Source organism: Rheinheimera gaetbuli (assembly GCF_054781935.1).
Window position 1 is genome coordinate 60,128 of record NZ_BAAGTL010000028.1, and the last position, 20,193, is coordinate 80,320.

Annotated in this window: 17 protein-coding genes; 5 read left to right on the forward strand and 12 right to left on the reverse strand. The window is 49.7% G+C overall.

What is annotated here, in order from left to right:
* Window positions 1–4: 4 nt before the first annotated feature.
* A complete protein-coding gene (locus ACYVIC_RS16670; RefSeq protein ID WP_460861767.1) occupies window positions 5–1,537 on the reverse strand; it encodes a GNAT family N-acetyltransferase in 1,533 nt (510 codons plus the stop codon).
* Between the two features lie 202 nt (window positions 1,538–1,739).
* On the opposite strand from ACYVIC_RS16670, the gene ACYVIC_RS16675 reads away from it, so the two are divergent.
* Window positions 1,740–3,581 carry a S41 family peptidase gene (locus ACYVIC_RS16675; protein WP_460861768.1) on the forward strand — a complete coding sequence of 614 codons (1,842 nt, stop codon included), beginning with the start codon at window positions 1,740–1,742 and terminating at the stop codon, window positions 3,579–3,581.
* Between the two features lie 38 nt (window positions 3,582–3,619).
* Here ACYVIC_RS16675 and ACYVIC_RS16680 read toward each other — a convergent pair whose 3' ends face one another.
* Window positions 3,620–4,735 (reverse strand): helix-turn-helix transcriptional regulator, encoded by a 1,116-nt coding sequence (locus tag ACYVIC_RS16680; protein WP_460861770.1) that lies wholly within the window; start codon window positions 4,733–4,735, stop codon window positions 3,620–3,622.
* Between the two features lie 277 nt (window positions 4,736–5,012).
* Between ACYVIC_RS16680 and ACYVIC_RS16685 the strand changes: the two genes are divergently transcribed.
* Window positions 5,013–5,876, forward strand: coding sequence for a DUF2306 domain-containing protein (locus ACYVIC_RS16685; protein WP_460861772.1), 864 nt, complete (start codon window positions 5,013–5,015; stop codon window positions 5,874–5,876).
* A gap of 135 nt (window positions 5,877–6,011) precedes the next feature.
* On the opposite strand, the gene ACYVIC_RS16690 is transcribed toward ACYVIC_RS16685, so the two are convergent.
* From ACYVIC_RS16690 to ACYVIC_RS16735, 10 genes are all read right to left on the reverse strand, one after another.
* Window positions 6,012–7,382: an amidohydrolase family protein gene (locus tag ACYVIC_RS16690; RefSeq protein WP_460861774.1), complete on the reverse strand. Its 1,371-nt coding sequence runs from the start codon at window positions 7,380–7,382 to the stop codon at window positions 6,012–6,014.
* A gap of 100 nt (window positions 7,383–7,482) precedes the next feature.
* Window positions 7,483–7,977 (reverse strand): STAS domain-containing protein, encoded by a 495-nt coding sequence (locus ACYVIC_RS16695; RefSeq protein WP_460861776.1) that lies wholly within the window; start codon window positions 7,975–7,977, stop codon window positions 7,483–7,485.
* Window positions 7,978–7,992: 15 nt separating this feature from the next.
* Window positions 7,993–9,315, reverse strand: a complete 1,323-nt coding sequence (locus ACYVIC_RS16700) for a PP2C family protein-serine/threonine phosphatase (RefSeq protein ID WP_460861777.1) — start codon at window positions 9,313–9,315, stop codon at window positions 7,993–7,995.
* A 122-nt stretch (window positions 9,316–9,437) separates the two neighbouring features.
* A complete protein-coding gene (locus tag ACYVIC_RS16705) occupies window positions 9,438–11,177 on the reverse strand; it encodes an ABC transporter transmembrane domain-containing protein (protein WP_460861779.1) in 1,740 nt (579 codons plus the stop codon).
* The gene (locus tag ACYVIC_RS16710) at window positions 11,170–11,877 is read right to left on the reverse strand and encodes a hypothetical protein (protein ID WP_460861780.1); all 708 of its coding nucleotides are present in this window, start codon (window positions 11,875–11,877) and stop codon (window positions 11,170–11,172) included. Before ACYVIC_RS16710 ends, ACYVIC_RS16705 begins: the two co-directional genes overlap by 8 nt.
* Window positions 11,877–12,629, reverse strand: a complete 753-nt coding sequence (locus ACYVIC_RS16715) for a tyrosine-protein phosphatase (protein ID WP_460861782.1) — start codon at window positions 12,627–12,629, stop codon at window positions 11,877–11,879. The genes ACYVIC_RS16710 and ACYVIC_RS16715 overlap by 1 nt, the downstream gene beginning before the upstream one ends.
* A 3-nt stretch (window positions 12,630–12,632) precedes the next feature.
* Complete coding sequence (locus tag ACYVIC_RS16720) at window positions 12,633–14,819, reverse strand: GumC family protein (protein WP_460861783.1); 2,187 nt, start codon at window positions 14,817–14,819, stop codon at window positions 12,633–12,635.
* Window positions 14,820–15,344: a polysaccharide biosynthesis/export family protein gene (locus tag ACYVIC_RS16725; protein ID WP_460861785.1), complete on the reverse strand. Its 525-nt coding sequence runs from the start codon at window positions 15,342–15,344 to the stop codon at window positions 14,820–14,822.
* Window positions 15,344–16,537 carry an outer membrane beta-barrel protein gene (locus tag ACYVIC_RS16730; RefSeq protein WP_460861786.1) on the reverse strand — a complete coding sequence of 398 codons (1,194 nt, stop codon included), beginning with the start codon at window positions 16,535–16,537 and terminating at the stop codon, window positions 15,344–15,346. Before ACYVIC_RS16730 ends, ACYVIC_RS16725 begins: the two co-directional genes overlap by 1 nt.
* 12 nt (window positions 16,538–16,549) lie before the next feature.
* Complete coding sequence (locus tag ACYVIC_RS16735; protein ID WP_460861788.1) at window positions 16,550–17,947, reverse strand: undecaprenyl-phosphate glucose phosphotransferase; 1,398 nt, start codon at window positions 17,945–17,947, stop codon at window positions 16,550–16,552.
* Window positions 17,948–18,595: 648 nt separating this feature from the next.
* Between ACYVIC_RS16735 and ACYVIC_RS16740 the strand changes: the two genes are divergently transcribed.
* From ACYVIC_RS16740 to ACYVIC_RS16750, 3 genes are all read left to right on the forward strand, one after another.
* Window positions 18,596–19,234 (forward strand): PEP-CTERM sorting domain-containing protein, encoded by a 639-nt coding sequence (locus ACYVIC_RS16740; protein ID WP_460861789.1) that lies wholly within the window; start codon window positions 18,596–18,598, stop codon window positions 19,232–19,234.
* A 289-nt stretch (window positions 19,235–19,523) separates the two neighbouring features.
* Complete coding sequence (locus tag ACYVIC_RS16745; RefSeq protein ID WP_460861790.1) at window positions 19,524–19,739, forward strand: antitoxin MazE family protein; 216 nt, start codon at window positions 19,524–19,526, stop codon at window positions 19,737–19,739.
* Window positions 19,736–20,062: a type II toxin-antitoxin system PemK/MazF family toxin gene (locus tag ACYVIC_RS16750; RefSeq protein WP_460861792.1), complete on the forward strand. Its 327-nt coding sequence runs from the start codon at window positions 19,736–19,738 to the stop codon at window positions 20,060–20,062. The genes ACYVIC_RS16745 and ACYVIC_RS16750 overlap by 4 nt, the downstream gene beginning before the upstream one ends.
* Window positions 20,063–20,193 lie beyond the last annotated feature (131 nt).

The following is a 20,193-nucleotide window of genomic DNA, read 5'->3' on the forward strand; positions in this document are numbered from 1 at the left end:
TTTGTTATTTCTGCACCGGCTTGACCAGCGATAACTGATAGACATCGTGGCGCCGGTCTTTCATGGTATTAACACTGCCATGGGTGTGCAGCTCTTTTAGTGCATCCAGATCAACATCCACTATTAGCAACATCTCGGAATTAGGGGTGGCCTCGGCTTTAATACCCGTGGTAGGAAAGGCAAAATCCGACGGTGTAAACAGCGCCGACTGCGCGTACTGAATATCCATATTATTTACCCTGGCTAAGTTACCTACCGCCCCGGCAATAGCAACATAACACTCGTTTTCTATAGCACGCGCCATGGCGCAATGCCGCACCCGGGTGTAGCCGTTTTGCGTATCGGTTAAAAACGGTACGAACAAAATATTCATACCCTGATCAGACAACAACCGGGCATATTCCGGAAACTCGACATCGTAGCAAATCATAATGCCTATTTTGCCGCAGTCGGTGTCAAATACTTCAACCTTATTACCACCGGTCATCGCCCAGTTACGTTTTTCTGCCGGGGTAACATGCACCTTGTCGTACTGCTCCCAGCTGCCATCACGGCGACATAAAAAGCCGCTGTTATAGAGTTTGCCGTCAATCAGATACGGCATACTGCCGGTAATAATGTTGATATTGTAAGCAATGGCAAATTCGATAAATTTATCGCGGATGGTTTCAGTATATTTGGCCAGTTGGCGGATACTTTCGGTGACGCTTAAATGGTTATAGTGCTCCATTAAAGGTGCAGCAAACAGCTCGGGAAACAGGATAAAGTCACTTTTGTAATCCGATACCGCATCGACAAAAAACTCCATTTGCTCATACAGTTGATTGATATCTTTCATATTACGCATTTGCCACTGCACCAACCCCAGCCGCACTTCGGCCTTGGGTGCATTAATAAGCTTAACTGACTTGGTATAGTAAATATTGGCCCATTCCAGCAAGGTGGCATATTCCTGCGACTGGGTATCACCGCGCAGATAGCCCTTAAGTAATTTGCGCACATGAAAGCCATTGGCAAGCTGAAAACTCAGCACCGGGTCGTGAATTTCCCGCACTTTCACTTTTTCAATATATTGCTTGGCGCTGAGTTTATCGGCGTAATCGGTATAGTTCGGCATGCGGCCGCCGGCCATAATGGCGCGCAAATTCAGATTTTCGCATAGCTCTTTACGGGCATCGTACAAGCGGCGTGCCAAACGCAGGCCTCTGTAGTCCGGGTGAATAAACACCTCGATGCCGTATAACACATCACCGTTGGGATCATGATTTTTAAACGAGAAGCCGGTGACAATTTGATCATAGGTATGCTCGTCACTGAATTTGCTGTAGTCGATAATCAGCGAAAAGGCACAGCCGACAACTTTGCCATCAACACAAACACACAGCTGGCCATCAGGAAACTTGGTAAGTAACGTATTAACAACCGGCTCGGTCCAGCTCAATAACGGCGCGTCCTGATACACCTTTTCTGATGCTTTACGCAGCGCCGTCATATCCTCATGGGTCAGATGGCGCACTTCAACATGATTGGCTTCCATAATGTCTCCTGTTGTTGCAGTAAGACCTTAAGGGTAACACAACCTGAAGCAACACTGTCGTATGCAAAACCAGGTAGCCAAATACCGCTGTTTGTTGTTGGGTCTGGTAGCGAGGCCAAACAATGCTAACAAAAACAGCATTTGGTTTATTCAGTGTTTTTTTTATGTTAGTTTATTTTTTAAACAAAAAAAGGTGACGATCATGGATGCACGTTGGGTTGGACTGATGTTAATTGCGTTCTTATTCGGTTGCGGTGGTTCTGAGCCAAAATCAGAGCCCGTGACACCTCCGGTCCAGCAGTTGCCGCAGCTGCCCGAGACGGCATTTACAGATCGTCTCCCCTATCTTGCCTCATTTTTTCAATTAGCTGGACAAGTACGTTACCATCATCCCGGCGATGCGGTAGCAAACAGCAATTGGGATGCATTTCTGGCCGAGTCGGCCTATTTGATTGCCACAGCCAGCGATACAGCTGCAGCCTTATCGGTTATTCAGCAGCGACTGAGCAGCATAGCGCCGGATATTAGTTTTAATGGCCAACCTGCAGTAGACCGACAACTGGATAGCGACAGCAGAGTGTTGTTCTGGCTGCAAAATGGTTACGACGAAAACGATCCTGGCTCAGTCTATGCCCGCCAGCGCATCAGTATGGCCATGACTCAGTTAGCCGCTACTGCAGGCAGCCCGGCCAGTGCACAATTTAGCTATCAAGACCAGCTACTTAGTGCGGTTGTTCCTCAGGTAAACCGTTACGATGGGCAACGCACCCTGCCCTTAGGCAATACCTTTCACACTTCGCAACGCTTTCGGATCCCGGCTAATTTGGCTCATCCGATGGTGTGCTTAGCAGTTGCCGGCGAACTTTGGTCGGTAATTGCCAATTTCTATCCTTATTTTCTGGTGATTGATGTCGATTGGCAAGCCGAGCTACCAGCCTTGCTAAGCAGCTGCGCAACTGAGGATAGGCAAGCGCTGATAAAACAAATCTATGCCAGTTTAACAAAGTTGCAGGATAACCATATCGTGCTAATTAATCCTTACATTGAATCATGGTTAGGCAACCACTTTACCCCGGTTCGTTTCGATTTAATTGAAAACAAAGTGGTGGCTGTGCATAAAACTGCTGCAGTGACCGACATTGAATTTGGCGATGAACTGCTGGAAATCAACGGCCAACCAGTAGCAGACGTCGTGTCATCCTTACAGCCTTATTCGCTAAAGTCAGCCAAGTTCAGTGCTAATACTGCTGTAACGCAGTTTATGTTGCGCGGCGCATTAGGCCAGCAGTTTACACTGACGCTGCGAAACAAAGACGGCCAGCTGTTTCAGCAACGTCTTAGCGCGACGGAAGATTCAGCTTTTTCACGCCAAGCGTCTGACCAATTGACCTATAAAGCGCTACCACAATATCAACAACTGTCTGCTGATATAGCCTATGTTAATGTCAGTAAAACCCAGCCGGAGCACTTTGCAGAAACAATTAATAACCTGAGGCAGAGTCGGGCTGTGGTGCTTGATCTGCGCAATTATCCGCAAAGTTGGGAAGGCTGGCGTACTATGCTGGGCTATTTTGCTACTGACACTTTTAGCTCGCTTCCTATGTACTTGCACTATGCTAACCACCCTGATCCACTACAACGTTTTCGCCAGCATATTCCGCAATCTGCCAGCGCCTTAACACCAAGACTTACACAGCCAGTGGTGGTATTGAGTTCCCGCTATAGCGTGTCTCAAAACGAACACGCATTAGGGTATGCGCAAAGTGCAGGTTTACCCATTTTAGGCGAGCCAACCTTTGGTATTAACGGCAATATTACCTTTTTCAATTTGTTAGGTGGTATTGAGGCAACAGGCCTTACAGGGGTTTTTACCGGCATGGAAGTCACCCAACATGACGGTAGTGCTCTGATTGGTGTAGGCATTCAGCCAGATATTCTGGTGCCGTTAACGGTAGAGGGTATCCGTCAGCAACGCGATGTGCAGCTCGATGCCGCTATTGAGTATTTGCAGCAACGCATAGCGTTATTGGCTGCAGGCCAATAATAAGCAGCTGCCTGTAATCGCCGCAGCTGAGCAACTACTTAAGTATTATGGCATAGCTGCAGCACGGTTTGACGAAACTCATGTGGGGTGTAACCCACTATCGTTTTAAACGACCGGGTGAAAGGACCAACCGAGGCAAAACCACTTTCCAGGCCAATCACTACTACCGGCCAATGTCCTTTAGCAGGATCTGACAGCAATGTTTTTGCATGCTCAATGCGTAACGTATTAATAAACTGATTAAAATTGCTGGCATGAAACTGTGACCTGAGCAATCTGCTGATGCGGTATTCCGGTACGTCCAACAATTTCGCCAGATCGGTTAGCCGCAAATTAGCCTGTAAAAACAGCTGTTGCTGAAATAGCAGCTGGCGGATGTTGTCGCATAGCTGGCTATCCGCCTGCGTTAACGCCGTTGCCAAAGACGCAGTCTGTAAAGCCGCAGGCTCAAGCCGGGTTTGTATTACTGCCTCCTCAGTACACTGTGGCTGGGCCCAAAGTGGCTTATTAAAGCGGCAGTAAATAAGCCATTGCGTCACCACCAGTATGCTTAAAGCCGCCACGGCGCTAAGTAAATCATGCTGCAATGCGGCCCCTTCGGCTGGCAGCCATATTTTTGCGATAACACCACAAATTGCTATGGCGCCGCCATAGGTAGCCAAAAACACCTGCCGATGCCATCGTTCAGCACCGCGTGTCTGGCTATAACCCCGGCATCCTTCCCACAGCGTAAGCATTAAAATGGCGGAAGACAGTAAGATTAGCAGCTCTTTACAAACCACACGGGCCGAAGCCAGCAGCGTTTGGCTTTCCGGCCAGAATTGTTGCAGCAACTGCATGGCCTGTAAGCTTATCATTAATAAGGCTATCGCAGCAGCCACCAGAATATGCTGTAGTAAAATAGCCCGGCCTTGCCTAAATAACGCCCGGGCTAGCAGCCAACCGCCGTTGCATGTCATACATGCGCCCATCGCCACAAAATACTGGTAAAAGCCAAAGCCGTCGCCACCCAGGCGTTTAATCGCCGTAATCGCCATAGAACCACAGAATGCAGCAAACAGCAGATGCACCAGCTTTTTTTGCCGCACGAACAGTTGGCTACACAGTAAGCCACAGCTGACAATCAGCAACACTATATGAATAGTCTGGTACACCCTGCCTCTCCCACAAACCGCAACGCTTAATGCTAACAGTTGGCTTAAGTTAACGTCAAAGTGCATTTTTTTTTATTGTTGATTGCTGTGTTACAAAAAGTAACCGTCTTTAAAAACCTGATTTTGAACATAAAACCATGCGCCGAATTTGAAATTTGGCGCGATAAGGGGCGCATTGGCTGGCACGATGACAGTGTTTACAAGCAAGAAGCACTCAGAACATGCTCAACAAAAAAAGTGGCTATTCCAATGATATATAGCAAGCAGTGCCGGATCTATGCCCGCAAAAATACGAGGAAACACAATGACCGATATTACAATTGACGCCAACACGTCTATGCGCCAAAAACCTAAACCAGACTGGCTTGCCCGCTCAGCCAAAACCGGGTTTATCATCACCGCTATAGGCCAGTGGCTGTTCGTGGCTTATATCGCGGGCTATTACGGCCTGCGGTTTGCCGCGGATGGTGTCGGTGGCTTTGCAGGAACCCATCTGGCAAATGGCTTTATCGCCGAAGACGACATTGGCAATATGGCACTGGCAATCCATATTCTGCTGGCGGGTCTGATTATTGCCGCCGGTCAAATTCAGCTGGTGCCAGCCATCCGTAGTAAACTGCCCCTATTGCACCGTAGCAGCGGCTGGTTCTTTATGAGCGCTTCGGTGATTGTCAGTATCGCTGGATTCTACCTCACCTGGTCGCGGGAGCGGGTCATCGGTTCACTGATCCAGGATATTGGTGTCACCGGCAGCGGCGTGCTGGTAATGCTTTTTGTGCCCATAGCCCTTTACTACGCAATCAAACGCAACTTTGCCGCACACCGCCGCTGGGCACTGCGGCTGTTTATGGTAGTCAGCGCAGTGTGGTTTCTTCGACTGATGGTGTTTGGCTGGTTTATCGCTACAGGCGGCATCGGCATCGACGGCAAAACCTTCACCGGTCCTTTCCTCGAAGTGGTGTCCTTTGCCCAGTATTTGCTGCCGCTAGCAGTGCTGGAACTGTATTTTTGGGCCAGCAAGCCTAAAAACAAACGCTACCAGAGCGCCGTCGCCAGTCTCATCTTTGTGTTTTGCGCTGCGATGGCAATAGGCATATTTGCGATCAGCAGTGTTTCATGGCTCCCCAAAATCGGCGCATAACACAACGGCAGTTTAAACAAATATAAGTATTTAGGGCTTAAAAAGACGCGCTTAGTAATCAGGGCTTACCGTATAAAGGTCTGCTCATTTTACAAAAGCCCTGAGAATCAGTTTTTTGGTAAGTTGTTGATATAACTACTTTGCTGCTGCACTATTTTCTGACAGCCGAGCTTCGGCTATTTCTGCCAATTTGCTATCAAGCGTGGCGCGGCTTAGCCACTGGCCGCGCACCATTACCCCGGCCGGCTGATACAGCACGGATAAATCCTGTAGCGGATTACCCTCCAGCAACAGTAAATCGGCACGCTGGCCGGCTTTTACCTGGCCAAAGCGGTCTTTATCAGCAAAATACTCGCCCACCAGCGCAGTGCCGCTGCGCAAAATAGCGTAATTACTCATGCCTGCGGCGGCCATCTGTGGCAGTTCGCGGCGCAGCGACAGCCCGGGCACGCTATATAGCTGCGGCGCGTCGGTACCCATTAAGATAGTGACATCGGCGTCATTTAACGCCCGCAGTAAGCGTTGGCGGTTTTGTGCATGCAGCGCCGCCGTATCACCGCTGTAATAAGCGCCGCCCGGCTGTTGCAAATAACGTTGCCAACCGGCGATTACCCGCGTCGGCATATATTTCAGCTCGTCATAGTTTTGCAGCTGCCTGGCATCAGATGCGCCAATAATGGTTTGCCACAGCGCCTGAGTAGGCACTACCGCCACATTGTTGCTCTTAGTCAGCGCCACCAGTGGCGCCATATCGGCAGCCGTCAGTGCTTTATCAAAACCGCCCAAGGCTGCCATATAACCATCCAAATGGTCGATGGTGCGGCTGCCGAGCAAAATAGCCTGCTCAATGCCTACCGCCTCCGGCACATGGCCGGCAAAATCGATGCCTTGTTGTTTTGCTTCATCGGCTATCGCCTGATAGTGCGTGAGGCTTAAACCCGGGTGAATTTTCAGTAAGTCCCAGCCTTCCCGCTTATGCTGGCGCACCCGTTCACGCGCTTGCTCTGCTGAGGTTACCGTATGCTGATTAAAGCTGGGCCCAGCCAGATACAAGGTTGGCCCCAGACGCTTGCCGGTGGCAATATCCTCTTTTAAACGCAATTGCTGATCATGCCCCAACATGCCTCGCACTGTGGTCACGCCACCGGCCAGATACAGTGTTAATACATCGTCTAAATAGCGCGCTGGCATGCCGCTGAAATCGGCCAGCGGCGGCACATGGCCATGCATTTCTGCCAGGCCCGGCATCAGGTAACGCCCCGCCCCGTCAATCACGGTGGCACCTTTTGGCAGCGCTAGTTCAGCCGCTGGCGCAACGGCAATAATACGATCGCCCTGCACCAGCACGCGCTGATTGCGCAGCAACTGATTTGAGTCCATCGGTAATACATGCACCTGATCAAACAAGGTGTACGGTGCTTGCGGCTGAACAGTGTCACTGCTAACAGCAGGCACCATTGTTATGAAACCTATTAGTAAAATCGTTGACCAAAACTGCTTATTCATTTTAGATCCGTTGCCATAACAACCGTTGGCCCACTGTAGCACCTGCCAAACAGCTTCGCCGCCGGTTTGCGATAAAACAGCTAATTGGTCTGTGCGGCCGCTATTTTAATTGTTGTTTCAGTAAATCAACCACCGGCTGAAACTGCGACTTATTGCTGTCGTTCAATGCAATCAGTGCCTCGTGCGCCCGCAGGATCATCTCTCCTTGCTGCTGTTCAGTGTATTGCTGTGTGCCTATTGCCGCCATGGCAAGCACCTGATGGGTGGGTTGTTGCACAATATCAAAGGCCTGCTCCAGGCACAGACTAAACAGCAGCTCGTTCACCTCGGCATTGGTCGAAAACAGCGTTGGCCGTGGCAGTTGTTGCAGCTGACAATAACGCGCCAGGCCAGCCAGCAGGCCAATATAGGTGCTGTCCATAAAGCTGGTTTCGTTTAAATCGACCACCACCCGGTTGCAGGCGGTGTGCTGGCTGAACAGCCGCTCTACCAGATCGTCCATGCCGGTCGCATTGGTGTAGCGCAGCGCGCCTCGTAGTTTGAAATAACAGCAGTTATCCACACAGGCAAACAAAATTTGCTCTTGCTCTGGCATTATCCCTCCTGCAGGTTAAAAGCGTGTCAGTGTCAGTATAGTTAAATCGTCCGGCAATGGCTGCGTAGGATCAATCTCCAATGCCTCCAGCAATGCACTGATATCACTGTGCTGCTGGCCAGATTGCTGCAAATATTGCAGTTTTTGCTCCGTAGCCTGCTGTGGCAGTAAGTCTAAAATACCGTCAGAAAACAGTAACAAACGACCGCCCGGCTGCAGTTGCAAACATTGATTGGTGTAAGCGGCAAAGTCGAACATGCCCACCGGGGTGCTTTTTAACGGCAAATAACCGGCATCTGCAGCCTGCAATAACAAGGGCCAGGGAAAGGCTCCGGCATTGGCATAGGTTATGTCGCCACTGCGGGTATCCAGCACGGCGTAAAACAAGGCGATATATTTGTCGATTTTTTCCTGCAGTAATTCGGTGTTCAGGCCAGTTAGCAATGCTGCAGGGTCTACCACTTTAGCCGAACTGCCACGGCGGTAAAGTTCAAGGTTGGCGCTGATAAAACGTTTTAAGTACACGGTAACAAAGGCTGACGCCACGCCATGGCCCGACACATCGGCAATATAAAACACCACCTTGTGCTCGTCGGCGGCAAAATAGTCGACAAAGTCGCCACTCATAAACTCAGACGGGTACAACGCATGGCTGAAGTGAAATTGTGCCACGCAAAAATCCTGTGGCGGCAGCATTTTAAACTGCACTTGCTTGCCGGCACGCTCGCCGGCTTCCAGTTCAGCCAGGGTTTGCTGCAATTGCTGATTACTGGCTTCAAGCTCTGCGGTTCTGGCCTGTACCTGCTGCTCGAGGTTAGTATTTAACTGGGCCAACTGTTCAATAGCCACATAAGCCCGCAAGGCCGACACTACCGAGGTTGTAAGGCGCTGTACCGTCAGCTCGGTTTTGGCACGATAATCGTTAATATCGTAGTCCTGCACCACGCGCTGTTCAGGGGCCTGACCTGCCTGGCCGGTGCGCAGAATAATTCTGACCAGGTTGTTATGCAAGTTGTCGCGGATATAGCGCACCAGCGTTAAGCCGGCGTCGTCGGTTTCCATTACCACGTCAAGCAAGATCAGCGCAATATCATGCGTGGTTGCCAGCAGTTCACGGGCCTGGGCAGCACTGTAGGCGCTGATAAAATTAAGTTTGTGCTGCTGAAAATTAAAGTCGCGCAGCGCCAATTTGGTGATCTGATGAATTTCGGCGTCGTCATCAACAATCAGTACCGTCCAGCTGGCCAGCGGCGCGTTGTCTGCGTCGGTATCAGCTGCAAACACCAGTATATTGTCATCCGGCCCGGTAAGGTGCTGGCCATCAGAGCCCTGCGGCATACGGCATTCCTTTAGATCGCTGTCGATAGCTATGGTGTAGATTAACTATAGCTGGCACGGCGTTAAGATGCGACAGCTATTGCTGTTACTGGCTAGCAGCCGGTGGCACCGGCAACAACCTATCAGCTTAACAGTTGCAAGCGGGCTAATTGCTGATACAAAGGGCTGCTTTGCAGCAGCTGCTGATGCGTACCGCTGTCTGTCAGGCGCCCCTGATCCAGCAGCAAGATCCGATCAGCATTAATAACGGTAGCTAAACGGTGGGCAATAATCAGCGTGGTTTTATTTTGCATTAAATAGTCCAGCGCCTGCTGTACCTGCTGCTCACTTACAGCATCCAGTGCGCTGGTGGCTTCATCCAGCAGTAATACCGGCCGGTCAGCCAAAATAGCCCGGGCAATGGCAATACGCTGCTTTTGGCCGCCGGATAAGCGCACACCGCGCTCACCCAACTCGGTAGCGTAGCCATCAGTAAAATCACGGATAAAACCATCGGCACGCGCCGCAACACAGGCGGCAATTACCTCTTGCTCTGTCGCGTCCGGCCGGCCGTAGCGCACGTTTTCCAGCACTGTGGTGGCAAAGATCACCGACTCTTGCGGCACCAGGGCAAACTGAGCGCGAAGTTCAGCCAGATCCAGTTGGCTGATATCAGTGCCATCGAGCAAAATTTGCCCGGCAGCGGGTTGATAAAAACGTTGCAGCAGCTGAAACAAGGTGGTTTTACCGGCGCCGCTGGGGCCTACCAGCGCAATGCGTTCACCGGGTTTAATGTCAACATTTAACTGACTAAGCACAGTTTTATCGGCGGCTTGCGGATAGGCAAAACTTAACTGACGTATGCTCAGCGCACCACTAACTGGCTGTTTTAGCTGTTGCGGCAGCAGCGGTGAGCAAATGTCTACCGGTGCGGTAGCCAGTTCAATCAGCCGTTCGGTAGCGCCGGCGGCACGCTGAATATCACCGATAACCTCACTGATAGTAGCCGCGCTGCCCGCCACCATGACTGCGTAAAACATAAACGCGGTCAGCTCACCCGCGCTTACTCTGCCCGCCATTACATCACGCGCGCCCACCCAGCTTATCAGCACCATGGCACTGATACTCAGCAGCATTACCGCAGCTATAAGCAATGAGCGGTAAACAATGCGCTGCTTTGCCGCTTGCATCACCTGTTCAATGTGGCCGGCAAATAACTGCTTATCACGCGGCTCGTGGCCGTATGACTGTACGGTGTGAATTTCGTGCAGGCTTTCATCTACATAGGCACCAACATCAGCTAACCTGTCCTGGCTGGCCCGCGACAAACTGCGTACTTTGCGCCCCAGTACAATAATGGGCAACAAGACCAGCGGTACCGCCAGTAACACCAGGCCGGTCATTTTATAGCTGGTTAGCGCCATCATCAGCAAACCGCCAATAGCCGTCACGGTAGAGCGCAGTGCCATAGACAGGCTAGAACCCACCACACTTTGCAGCAAGGTGGTGTCGGCAGTAAAACGGGAGATAACTTCGCCGGTGCGCATCTGGCTGTAAAATGCCGGCGACAGTTTAAGCATATGCTGATAAACGCGGTTACGGATATCGGCACTCACCCGCTCGCCCAACCAGGTCATTAAATAAAAGCGGCAAAATACCGCAGCAGACGCCAGCGTGCACACCAGCAAAATACCCAGGGTAATTTGATTTAACCGCGCACCGTTATCCGCTACAAAGCCTTCATCGACCAATAAACGCACACCCTGGCCCAACGCCAGCCAGCTAAGCGAGCCAATCAATAAAAACAGCAGAGCCAACAGCACGCGATTACGGTAGGGCAGTAAAAAACTGCCAAGCCAGGGTAATGTGGCTACGTTAGCCAACTGATTTTGGCCAATGTTGGCACAGCTGGCGTTGCAGACGGCTATATTCGTCTGAGCTAAGCGCCTGCTGACGTAAGTAAGCGCACTGCACTTTTTGCAGCGGGCTATTACGGGATAAGGTAATAAACTGGCGATAAACCGGGTAATAGGCTTTGGCCAGCTTTAACTGGTTATGAAAATATTGAGCTTTAAACTTCTGGTTTAGGTGTGGCCAGAAATCGTTGGCCAGCCTTACGCTTAACAGCAGTGGCTGTGGCATATAGGGCCCGAATTGCTCAGCCAGCAACAGTTGCTCAGCCGCAGCATCAGGTTGGTTTAATACCCAGGCCAACGCATAAGCGTAAGCGGCATAGCCGTCGCCCCATTGTGGCCGCTGCGCCAGCGCTTGTTGATACAGCTGGTTCAGCAGCCCAGTGTCGATGTGCTCCAGCTGCTGATGATGCCCCCACTCTAACGTACGGGCCAGCATTAACCTGTAATGCGGGTTGGCACTATCTAATTGCACGGCGCGCTCAGCAGCCGCTTTCGCATCCTGATAAGCGGTATTAGAAAGCGTTTTGCTGCTGTGCCAGCTGTCGAGATAAAACACCGATTTAAAATGATACGCACTGGCCAGGCCCTGGCGTAGCAACAACACCACCGCCAGTAACATCAGCAGAGCCAGTAGCGGATAAACCCAGCGGCTACTATTCGCTTGCATCAGCTGGCAACCCTGACGCCGGCAGCGCTGGCAAACAACGACTGGCTGATCTGCGCCGGTGTATCCACGCAAAGCTGCTGTGCCAGCTCTGGCGACAACCAGCTGGCGATCTGTGCTTTCGCCTGCGCCAATTGTGGCGGCCGGCGTTTTAACGAATGGCAATCTGTGGCCACCACGGTAAAAATGCCGTCGCTAAGATACTGGCGGGCCAATTGCATCGGTTTATCGCCCATCACGCCCAGCACCGAAGCGGCGGTGAGCTGAAACAGACAATCCAGCCGTTTTAACTGGTTAATTTTGTCCGGCTCTTGTTGCAATTCGCGGTTGCGCTCCGGGTGAGCCACCATAATACGGTAACCAAGCCGGGCAAGATATTTAATCAGCTTGTCGCTGCCAGGCGGTATATGGCTGTGTGGAAACTCCAACAACAGCAACATATCGTTTTGATAATGGCCTAGCAAAGGCAACGCTTTACGCTCGGCCAACTGAAGAAGTTGGGGCTCAACCCGTAGCTCGGCTGCAGCGGCAAGCTGAATATCAATACCAGCCTGGGCGGCTGCCTGGCGCAGCTGCTGTAGTGCATCGGTAATTACCGTTACGCTATTGTCATAGTAACCCGATTGCACATGCGGCGTTGCCACCATATGGCTGATACCTTGCTGCTGCGCCAGACGCAGCAACGCCAGGGCTTCAGCCATATCGGCTGCACCATCATCAATTGCCGGTAAAATATGACAATGTAAATCAATCAAGGGTTATGCCTGCTCTGTACCATAGTAACCATACTGGCCATATTGGCCGTAGTAACTGGCTGCTTTTTCGGTATCCATCTGGTTTAACACAACACCATACAGGTTACCATGTGCTTGATTGATCTTCGCTATAGAATTTTTTACCGCCGGGCTGCGGGTATGGTCGGCTTTAACCACCAGAATAACCGCGTCACACATCGGCGCCAACAGTAAGCCATCACTAACCAGCTGCACCGGCGGCGTATCAACAATAATCTTGTCGTAATCTGCTTTTAGCTCATTTAACAGCTTGTTAAAGGCGCCACCAGCTAACAGCTCCAATGGATTTAGCGGCACAGCACCGGCGGTAAGCACATCAACGCCGCTTTGCTCGTCCCTAACAATACAATCGCTGAGCTTTTCTGTACCGGACAATACATTGGCCAGGCCGGTTTGATAGCCAGGCAAGCCCAATTTTGCACCCAGTGTAGGCTTGCGCATATCAGCATCAATCAATAATACCCGCTCCAGCGCACCAAAAGCAAATGCCAGATTAAGGCTGGCAGAGGTTTTACCCTCGCCCGGATAAGATGAGGTAACCTCAATCACTTTTAATGGCTTATCAATTGCCAGTAAGGATAAACCGGTGCGGATATTGGCCACTGCTTCTTTATGCTGGCGTTGTGTGCGGTCAAAAAACGCCCGCGCACGCTGCGTTTCGCCGGCTTTTTTCGCACCACGGGGCAAAAAGCCCAATGCACGTTGTTGCAGCATATTTTCGACATCAGCCAGATGTTTAACGGTATCGTTCAGCGCATCAAATACCAATGCCATTACGGTAGCAAAACCGCCGGCAGCTACCAATACCAGCAACAATATCAACTTTTTATTCGGTTTTTCAGGCTCGGTTGGCAAACCGGCTAAATCAGTAAACCGGGCTATCGGCGCATCAAAGTCACCTGTTACTTCGGTTTCTTTTTGTCTGTCCATAAAGTTATTAAACAACAGACGGTTAGTTTGCACTTCCCGATCCAAGCGACGATAATCGGCTTCTACTGATCCTAAACCAGAAAACCGGCTTCTGGCCTGGGCAAAACGTTGCTCCAGCGCAGTTAAACGCTCGGCAGCCGCCTGGGCTTCTTTTTCTACGCCGTCTATCAGGCGCAAAATTTGTTGCGCCAGACTTTTCTGCACCGTTTGCAGCTCAGCCTGAGCCGAGATCATCTTTGGGTGTTTAGGGCCGAAGACCTTAGCCAACTCTGACACTTTACGTTCAGTGATCAACACCTCGCGCTTTACATTTTGTATAGAAACATGCGAGGTAATTTCCGGCAGGCTTTCCAGGCCACGTATGTCGTCACGGCGAAAGCGTTGTACCAAAGCTAAAAAGCCCTCAGTCTCTGCTTTACGGGCACGCGCTACAGATAGCTGCTCGTTTAAACGCTCCAGCTCACGCTGATCTAAAGACGTTACGCCTTCAACATCAACCAGGTTATGCTCTGCGCGAAATTGCTCCAGCTTTAATTCGCTTTGCTCAAGCCGTTCACGCAGCTCTGCCACGCGCCCGCCCAGCCAGCTACTGGCCTTTTGCGTAATACCCAAGCGTGCATCCAGCTGGCTGTTAATATATTCATCGCCCAGGGCGTTTGCCACGGCACGCGCCAGCTGCGGGTCTTCAGAGCTAAAACTCAGCCGCACTAACTGGGTACGTCTAACCGGCGCAATAGCAATATTGCTGACAAAGGCGTCCAACTGCTGTTTACGCTGTAAAAATGCCGCATATTCAGCATCGTGCTCTGCTCCCTGCTGCGGTAAAAACGGCAGCAGTGCCAGCAATTGCTGTTTAACACCGGGCTTGGGTTGATATTCCGGATGGTTGGCAACATCCAGCCGGTTAAATACCTGCTCGGCGATAGAACGCGACTTTAATACCTCAAACTGCGTCAGGTAATATTCCTGCTGCGATGAGTTAAAGCCGTAAACTTCTTCAATTTTAATCGCCCGTGCCTGAGTCGCCTCTAACAACAAGGTTGAGGTAGCGCGGTATACCGGCGCCATATTTAACAACACCAGCGTTGCCAGCGCACCACACAACAGCGTAAACGCCATAATGCGCCACTTAGCACGGTAAATTACATTAAAGGTTTTTTTTAAATCAATAACCTGAACTGCCGAACCGGCGCCATCAGCACGCATTGTTTCAAGCTGCATTTAAAAGAATCTCTGTAAAATAGTCAGGGTATCACCCGCCAGCACCCGGCTGTTTAGCGTACCGTTTTCGGTTTGGGCTTTATTGGCTTCGCGGGCAATAACAATACGATCGCGTGAAGCACGCTCGGTCAGGCCGCCAGCCAACGCCACCGCCTGGTTTACGGTCATTCCCGGTTGATAAGGATAAGCACCCGGTTTTTTCACTTCACCATGAATGTAAAATGGCCGGTACTCGTCAATGCCAACAAACACATTAGGCTCTACCAGGTAATCGCCCTTAAGGCCCTGATAAATAAGCTGCTCAAGCTGTTTCAGCGTTAAGCCGGTAGCCTTAATGCTGCCTAAAAACGGATAGTTAATCGTACCGCTATCGGTAAGCTGGGTTTGCAGGGCTAAATCATCCTGGCCAAACACCCGGATATCAATTTTATCGCCAGCACCCAACAGATAACTGTCGTCAGCAAAAACGTTCAGGCTGGCAAATGCCAGCCCTCCCAGTAACAATACTTGTTTCAGTGTCAGCATCAGAAACCCGCTTGAACTCCAACGTAAAACACATTTCTGTCGAAACGAATGTTTTCAACGGTAGAAGACTTCCGCGTTAAATCGGTACCTGCCGTTAGCAAAATATTGCTGCGCAGCAAGTAGTTAGCGGCCAGATTAAAGCCTTTGGTTTTATCAGTACGGTCAGCGCCTGAATAGTCTTCGTGGCTATAGTTAAAACCAACAGAACTGGACAACAATTCAGACCAATCGTGCTTCCAGCTTACGCTGTGCAGGGTTTCTTTTACGTAATCACCCTGAACGTTTGGATCTTTAGCCTGACGGCCGGTGCTTAACTGAAATGTCGAATAGCTCAGCGGCGCATAAGCCACCGACGCGTTCCAGGTAATGCCGCTAAAGTCTTTACGCGCAGCGTTGTCAAAGTTTTTATCCTGATAGCCAACACGGAAACTGCCCGACGTTAATGCCGTAGCTTCCCACTCCATACCTATGCGGTAGTTGGTTGTTACACTGTCACGTAAACCGGTTGGGTCAACTACATCATAACTGATGTCTTCGCGGGTAATTTCGGTTACAACACGGCTGGTCGCCTGGGTGTCGTAATAAAATGCTGCGCCGTAAGACACGCTGTCATAGTTACGGTACAGGGTAAGATTTTCATAATTGCTGAATTCTTTGTCGTACAAACCAACCATCAAGCGAACGCGGGCCGGTGTAGACATAGCGCCATACTCGTAATGTGCTTTGATATTCACCGTATCAAATTCAGCTGGTTTTTGCTGGGCGTTGCCTAAACCCTCTGATACGCCGGTACCACGGTCTTCATGACCTGACACATACTCCGCACCGACTTCAAAACGGTTGCTCTGGTTTAACTCAACCTTAGCCTTGGCATCAGCGAAAAAATCAAGGAAGTTGTCATCCGAGCTGGAGAAATAAGTGCCACTGGCTGCACTGACAGAAGCCGTATACAGGTTAGCACCATCTTGCAGCATAGCGCGCAGGCTGGGTGTCAGCGCTAAAATCCAGCTCGACTCTTCGTTCGCACTGGCACTGGCAATGTTATCGTTGTGGCTCAAACGCGCCTGCAGCATAGGCGTAAAATCTATACCGCTTTCAGTGGCGATACTGGCTACAGCAAATTCATTTGCACTAAGCTGCGTGGTTAAACCCAAAGCAACTAAGCCAAGTGTGACAGGAGAAAGTTTAAACATTGAACGTCCTTATTAATAAGCGTTTTTGTTAACAAAACCTTTTATCAAGGTGTTTAAGATTATTTTTATATCAAACAGTAGCGACCAGTTGCGAATGTAATCCAGGTCAAATTTAACCCGCATTTCCATTTTTTCTAATGTGTCGGTTTCGCCGCGCCAACCATTTATCTGCGCCCAGCCGGTAATGCCGGGGCGCATTTTATGGCGCAACATATAAAATGCAACCTGTTTACGATATTCTTCGTTGTGTGCAACAGCATGCGGGCGCGGTCCGACAACAGACATGTCGCCCATTAAGACGTTAAAAAACTGTGGCAGCTCATCCAGCGAGGTGCGGCGCAAAAAGGCGCCTACCGGCGTAATGCGGCTGTCGTTGCGCGTTGCCTGTACTACCTTGCCACCGTTTTCCATGGCACGCATCGAGCGAAACTTATACACCCCAATGCGGCGGCCATCCAGACCATAACGGTCTTGTTTAAACAACACCGGGCCTTTCGACGTTAGCTTTACTGACAGCGAAATTAACACCAATAGCGGAGAAATTGCGACTAAGACACCAAAACTAAAAGCAATATCAAAACTGCGCTTGTAAAAGTTCTGAATACCAAAGCCTGGTGATTCAAACACACTGATGGTGTCTACGTCACCCACATTGCCAATGCGGCCATGCATCAGGTTCTTCATTAAAAAGTCTGGCACCAGCAATACGTCTACCGTGGTATCGCCAAGCTCGGTGATCATCTGTGCCACCCGCTGCTCAGCCAGCATCGGCAAACAAATATACAACTTAACCAGCTCGCCACTGCGGGCCAACTCTAAGGCGCGGTTAAAGCCGCCACATAAATGCGATTGCGCCTCTTGCGGCAGACGATCGGCAGTGCGGTCATCAAAAAAGCCGATACATTCAAAGCCCAGTTCAGGGTGGCTTGAAATTTCACGAAATAAATTAAGCCCACTGTCACTAGCACCAATAATGGCAACCTTTTGCATGGCCAAACCACGGCGACGTTGCACGGTTTTAACCACCTTGGCAGCGCAGCGCCATAACACCAGCGTACAAATAGAGCCGACAAACCAGCCTACCAATACCGCACGCGAAAAGGCTTCAGATTGTTTAAACACAAACAAGGCTGCCAGCACCAGTAAAAACGCCAGCGTATGTACCACTGCCAACAATACCAACATGCGGGAAAAGCGGCCAACCCGCCACGAGCGATACAGCTGCACCGACTCAGCCAGGTAGGAATAGCACACCAGATAGGCACACAGCAGCAGTGCGTATTTGCTGTTTAGTGTTACATCGTAAAGCTTAACGCCTACGACAAACACCGCAGCCAATATCAGCAGATCAATCAAGCGATAAATAACAGACGAGGCATGCCCCGTATAACGAAAGGTTTGCTTGTTCACTGTGTTAACTCCATTTAACCGGGGTAAAGCGTTACAGCCTAAAAGTTATGGCTTAAGTTTGCTCACCCAACACAGCCTGACACGCTGTATTTATACGCCGGGTGTTATCTGCAACCTTACACAGCGCAGGGTTAACGCTGGGCATAACAAAAACTGGCTGTACTTAAAACGCCGACAATTTACCATATTGCCCGTCTAATGCAAGAAAAACAGGCTACAAATAGAAAACAACTAATTAACTGCAAAAAGGCTGCACATTTTATGTGCAACAACTCACTAATATGGTGCTTTTAATTCAAATCAATGCTGTAACAGTTATTTCTAATAAGTAGTATATTGCATTAAATATCATAACCTTACTAAGCGCACACACCAAAAATTACAATATAGTTACATGCGCAGGTTAAATTTTATACAAATTACAGCATGCCATTGTGACATTAAGACGACAACCTAAAGATATTTAGCGTAAATGAGTGTTTTGTCTTAGCTGGCCACTTTACGCCAACATTACCGCGCATACAGGTTTTTCGTCATAAAATCTTACACTTAGCAAAACACCAATTCGTATCTAATTGTTATATAAGGTTTTTATTTTTGGCGCAATTATTGCTAAAAACCAGCAGGTTTATAACAAAGGTGATAAATATGAACATTTTATTAAAATCTGCATTAACTGCTGCCGCCCTGTGCTTTAGCTTAAGCAGCCAGGCAGCATTAATTCAAACTACACAAACTAATGTTGCCCCTGGCGCGGTTAGCTATCTGGCACCTGGCATTGGCGATGTAGGTGGTTTCCCAACCCCTTACAGCCTTGGCTCTACTTTGCTGCCTCAGGATCTGTTTTATATGACAGACGACATCCGCATTGCCAGCCGGCTGGATTTAGCAGCGCTGGATCGCACTACCGACAACGGTGATTCAAGCCTGGGTTGGAATGACGGCTTGTTAGAATGGTTTACTCAGTTTTATTACTTCAATACCGCCACTAACAATTGGGACTTCGCCACCTCCTGGTATGCCTATATCTCATGGGACGATGTAGCAAGCCTGCAAGCTACCCCAGGTTTAACCGGTATTGACTTCTGGACAGGTGATGTACGTGGCTTTTTACCAGGCAACAGCTGGTTAACCGGCACCTGGGCTGCGGTATCAAGCTTTGAAGGCAACAGCAACACCTTTACTGACGTGCGCTTTTCCGTGGTACCAGAGCCAGCCAGCCTGGCAGTATTTGGCCTGGCCTTAGCCGGCCTGGGTTTTAGCCGCAGAAAAACCGCTAAGCAGTAATAATCATTACGTTGTAAGCATCAGGCCCCGCAATGCGGGGCCTGTTTTTAATAGCCGATGTTGCCCGAATATGGTAAATAAATAAGATTATTTTTCAATAGGTTAGATTAAAAACTGCTTTTTTAGTGAAAGCGGCGATGTGTTCCCGCTGTGCGTCTCCTTCCAGTCGATGCTCGCTGCATGGCCAAAGGCCATAAAATACGAAAGCGTTACGTAACGAGCAGGATAAACTTGTTACATGAAACAATTAGAGCTATCATGTTTCATGTAACAACAAAAGGAGATAGCTATGCCAAATATTGCAACAAGAGTTCAGCAGCACAGAGACCGTCTCAGACGCGCTGGTTTGCGTCCGATTCAAATATGGGTGCCTGATACTAGGGCTGCTGGCTTTTCAGCTGAGTGCAAAAGACAGAGCCTTATAGTCGCATCTAGCGATGAAGGCGATATCGAATTGACTGAATTGTTGGAAAATTCACTGAATGATATTAAGGGCTGGGAATGAAACGAGGTGACCTAATCACTGTGGCCATGCAAGGGGATTACGGTAAACCGCGCCCAGCGCTAGTAGTTCAATCAGATAATTTCGACATGCATCCAAGCATAACGATTTTACCGGTTACATCTAAGATCGTTGAGGCGCCACTAATCAGAGTGACGGTGCCAGGAAACAAGAAAAATGGGCTGACAAAAGATTCCCAAGTGATGATCGATAAAGCGATGACCATAGCGAGGGAAAAAGCCGGCAGCAGAATTGGTGTCATTGAACAATCACTGATGCAAGAAATCGAGAGACGCCTAGCATTATTTTTGGGTATCGCTAAATAGGAAATTTTATTAGCAAAAACTATTGGGAATTACATCCTGAAACTCTAAACGCTGAAGCACTTTAGAAATATATATTCGACTGGCACGTGCATTAAATAGGTACGATTGGCGCGTGGGGAAAAATAGCTGAT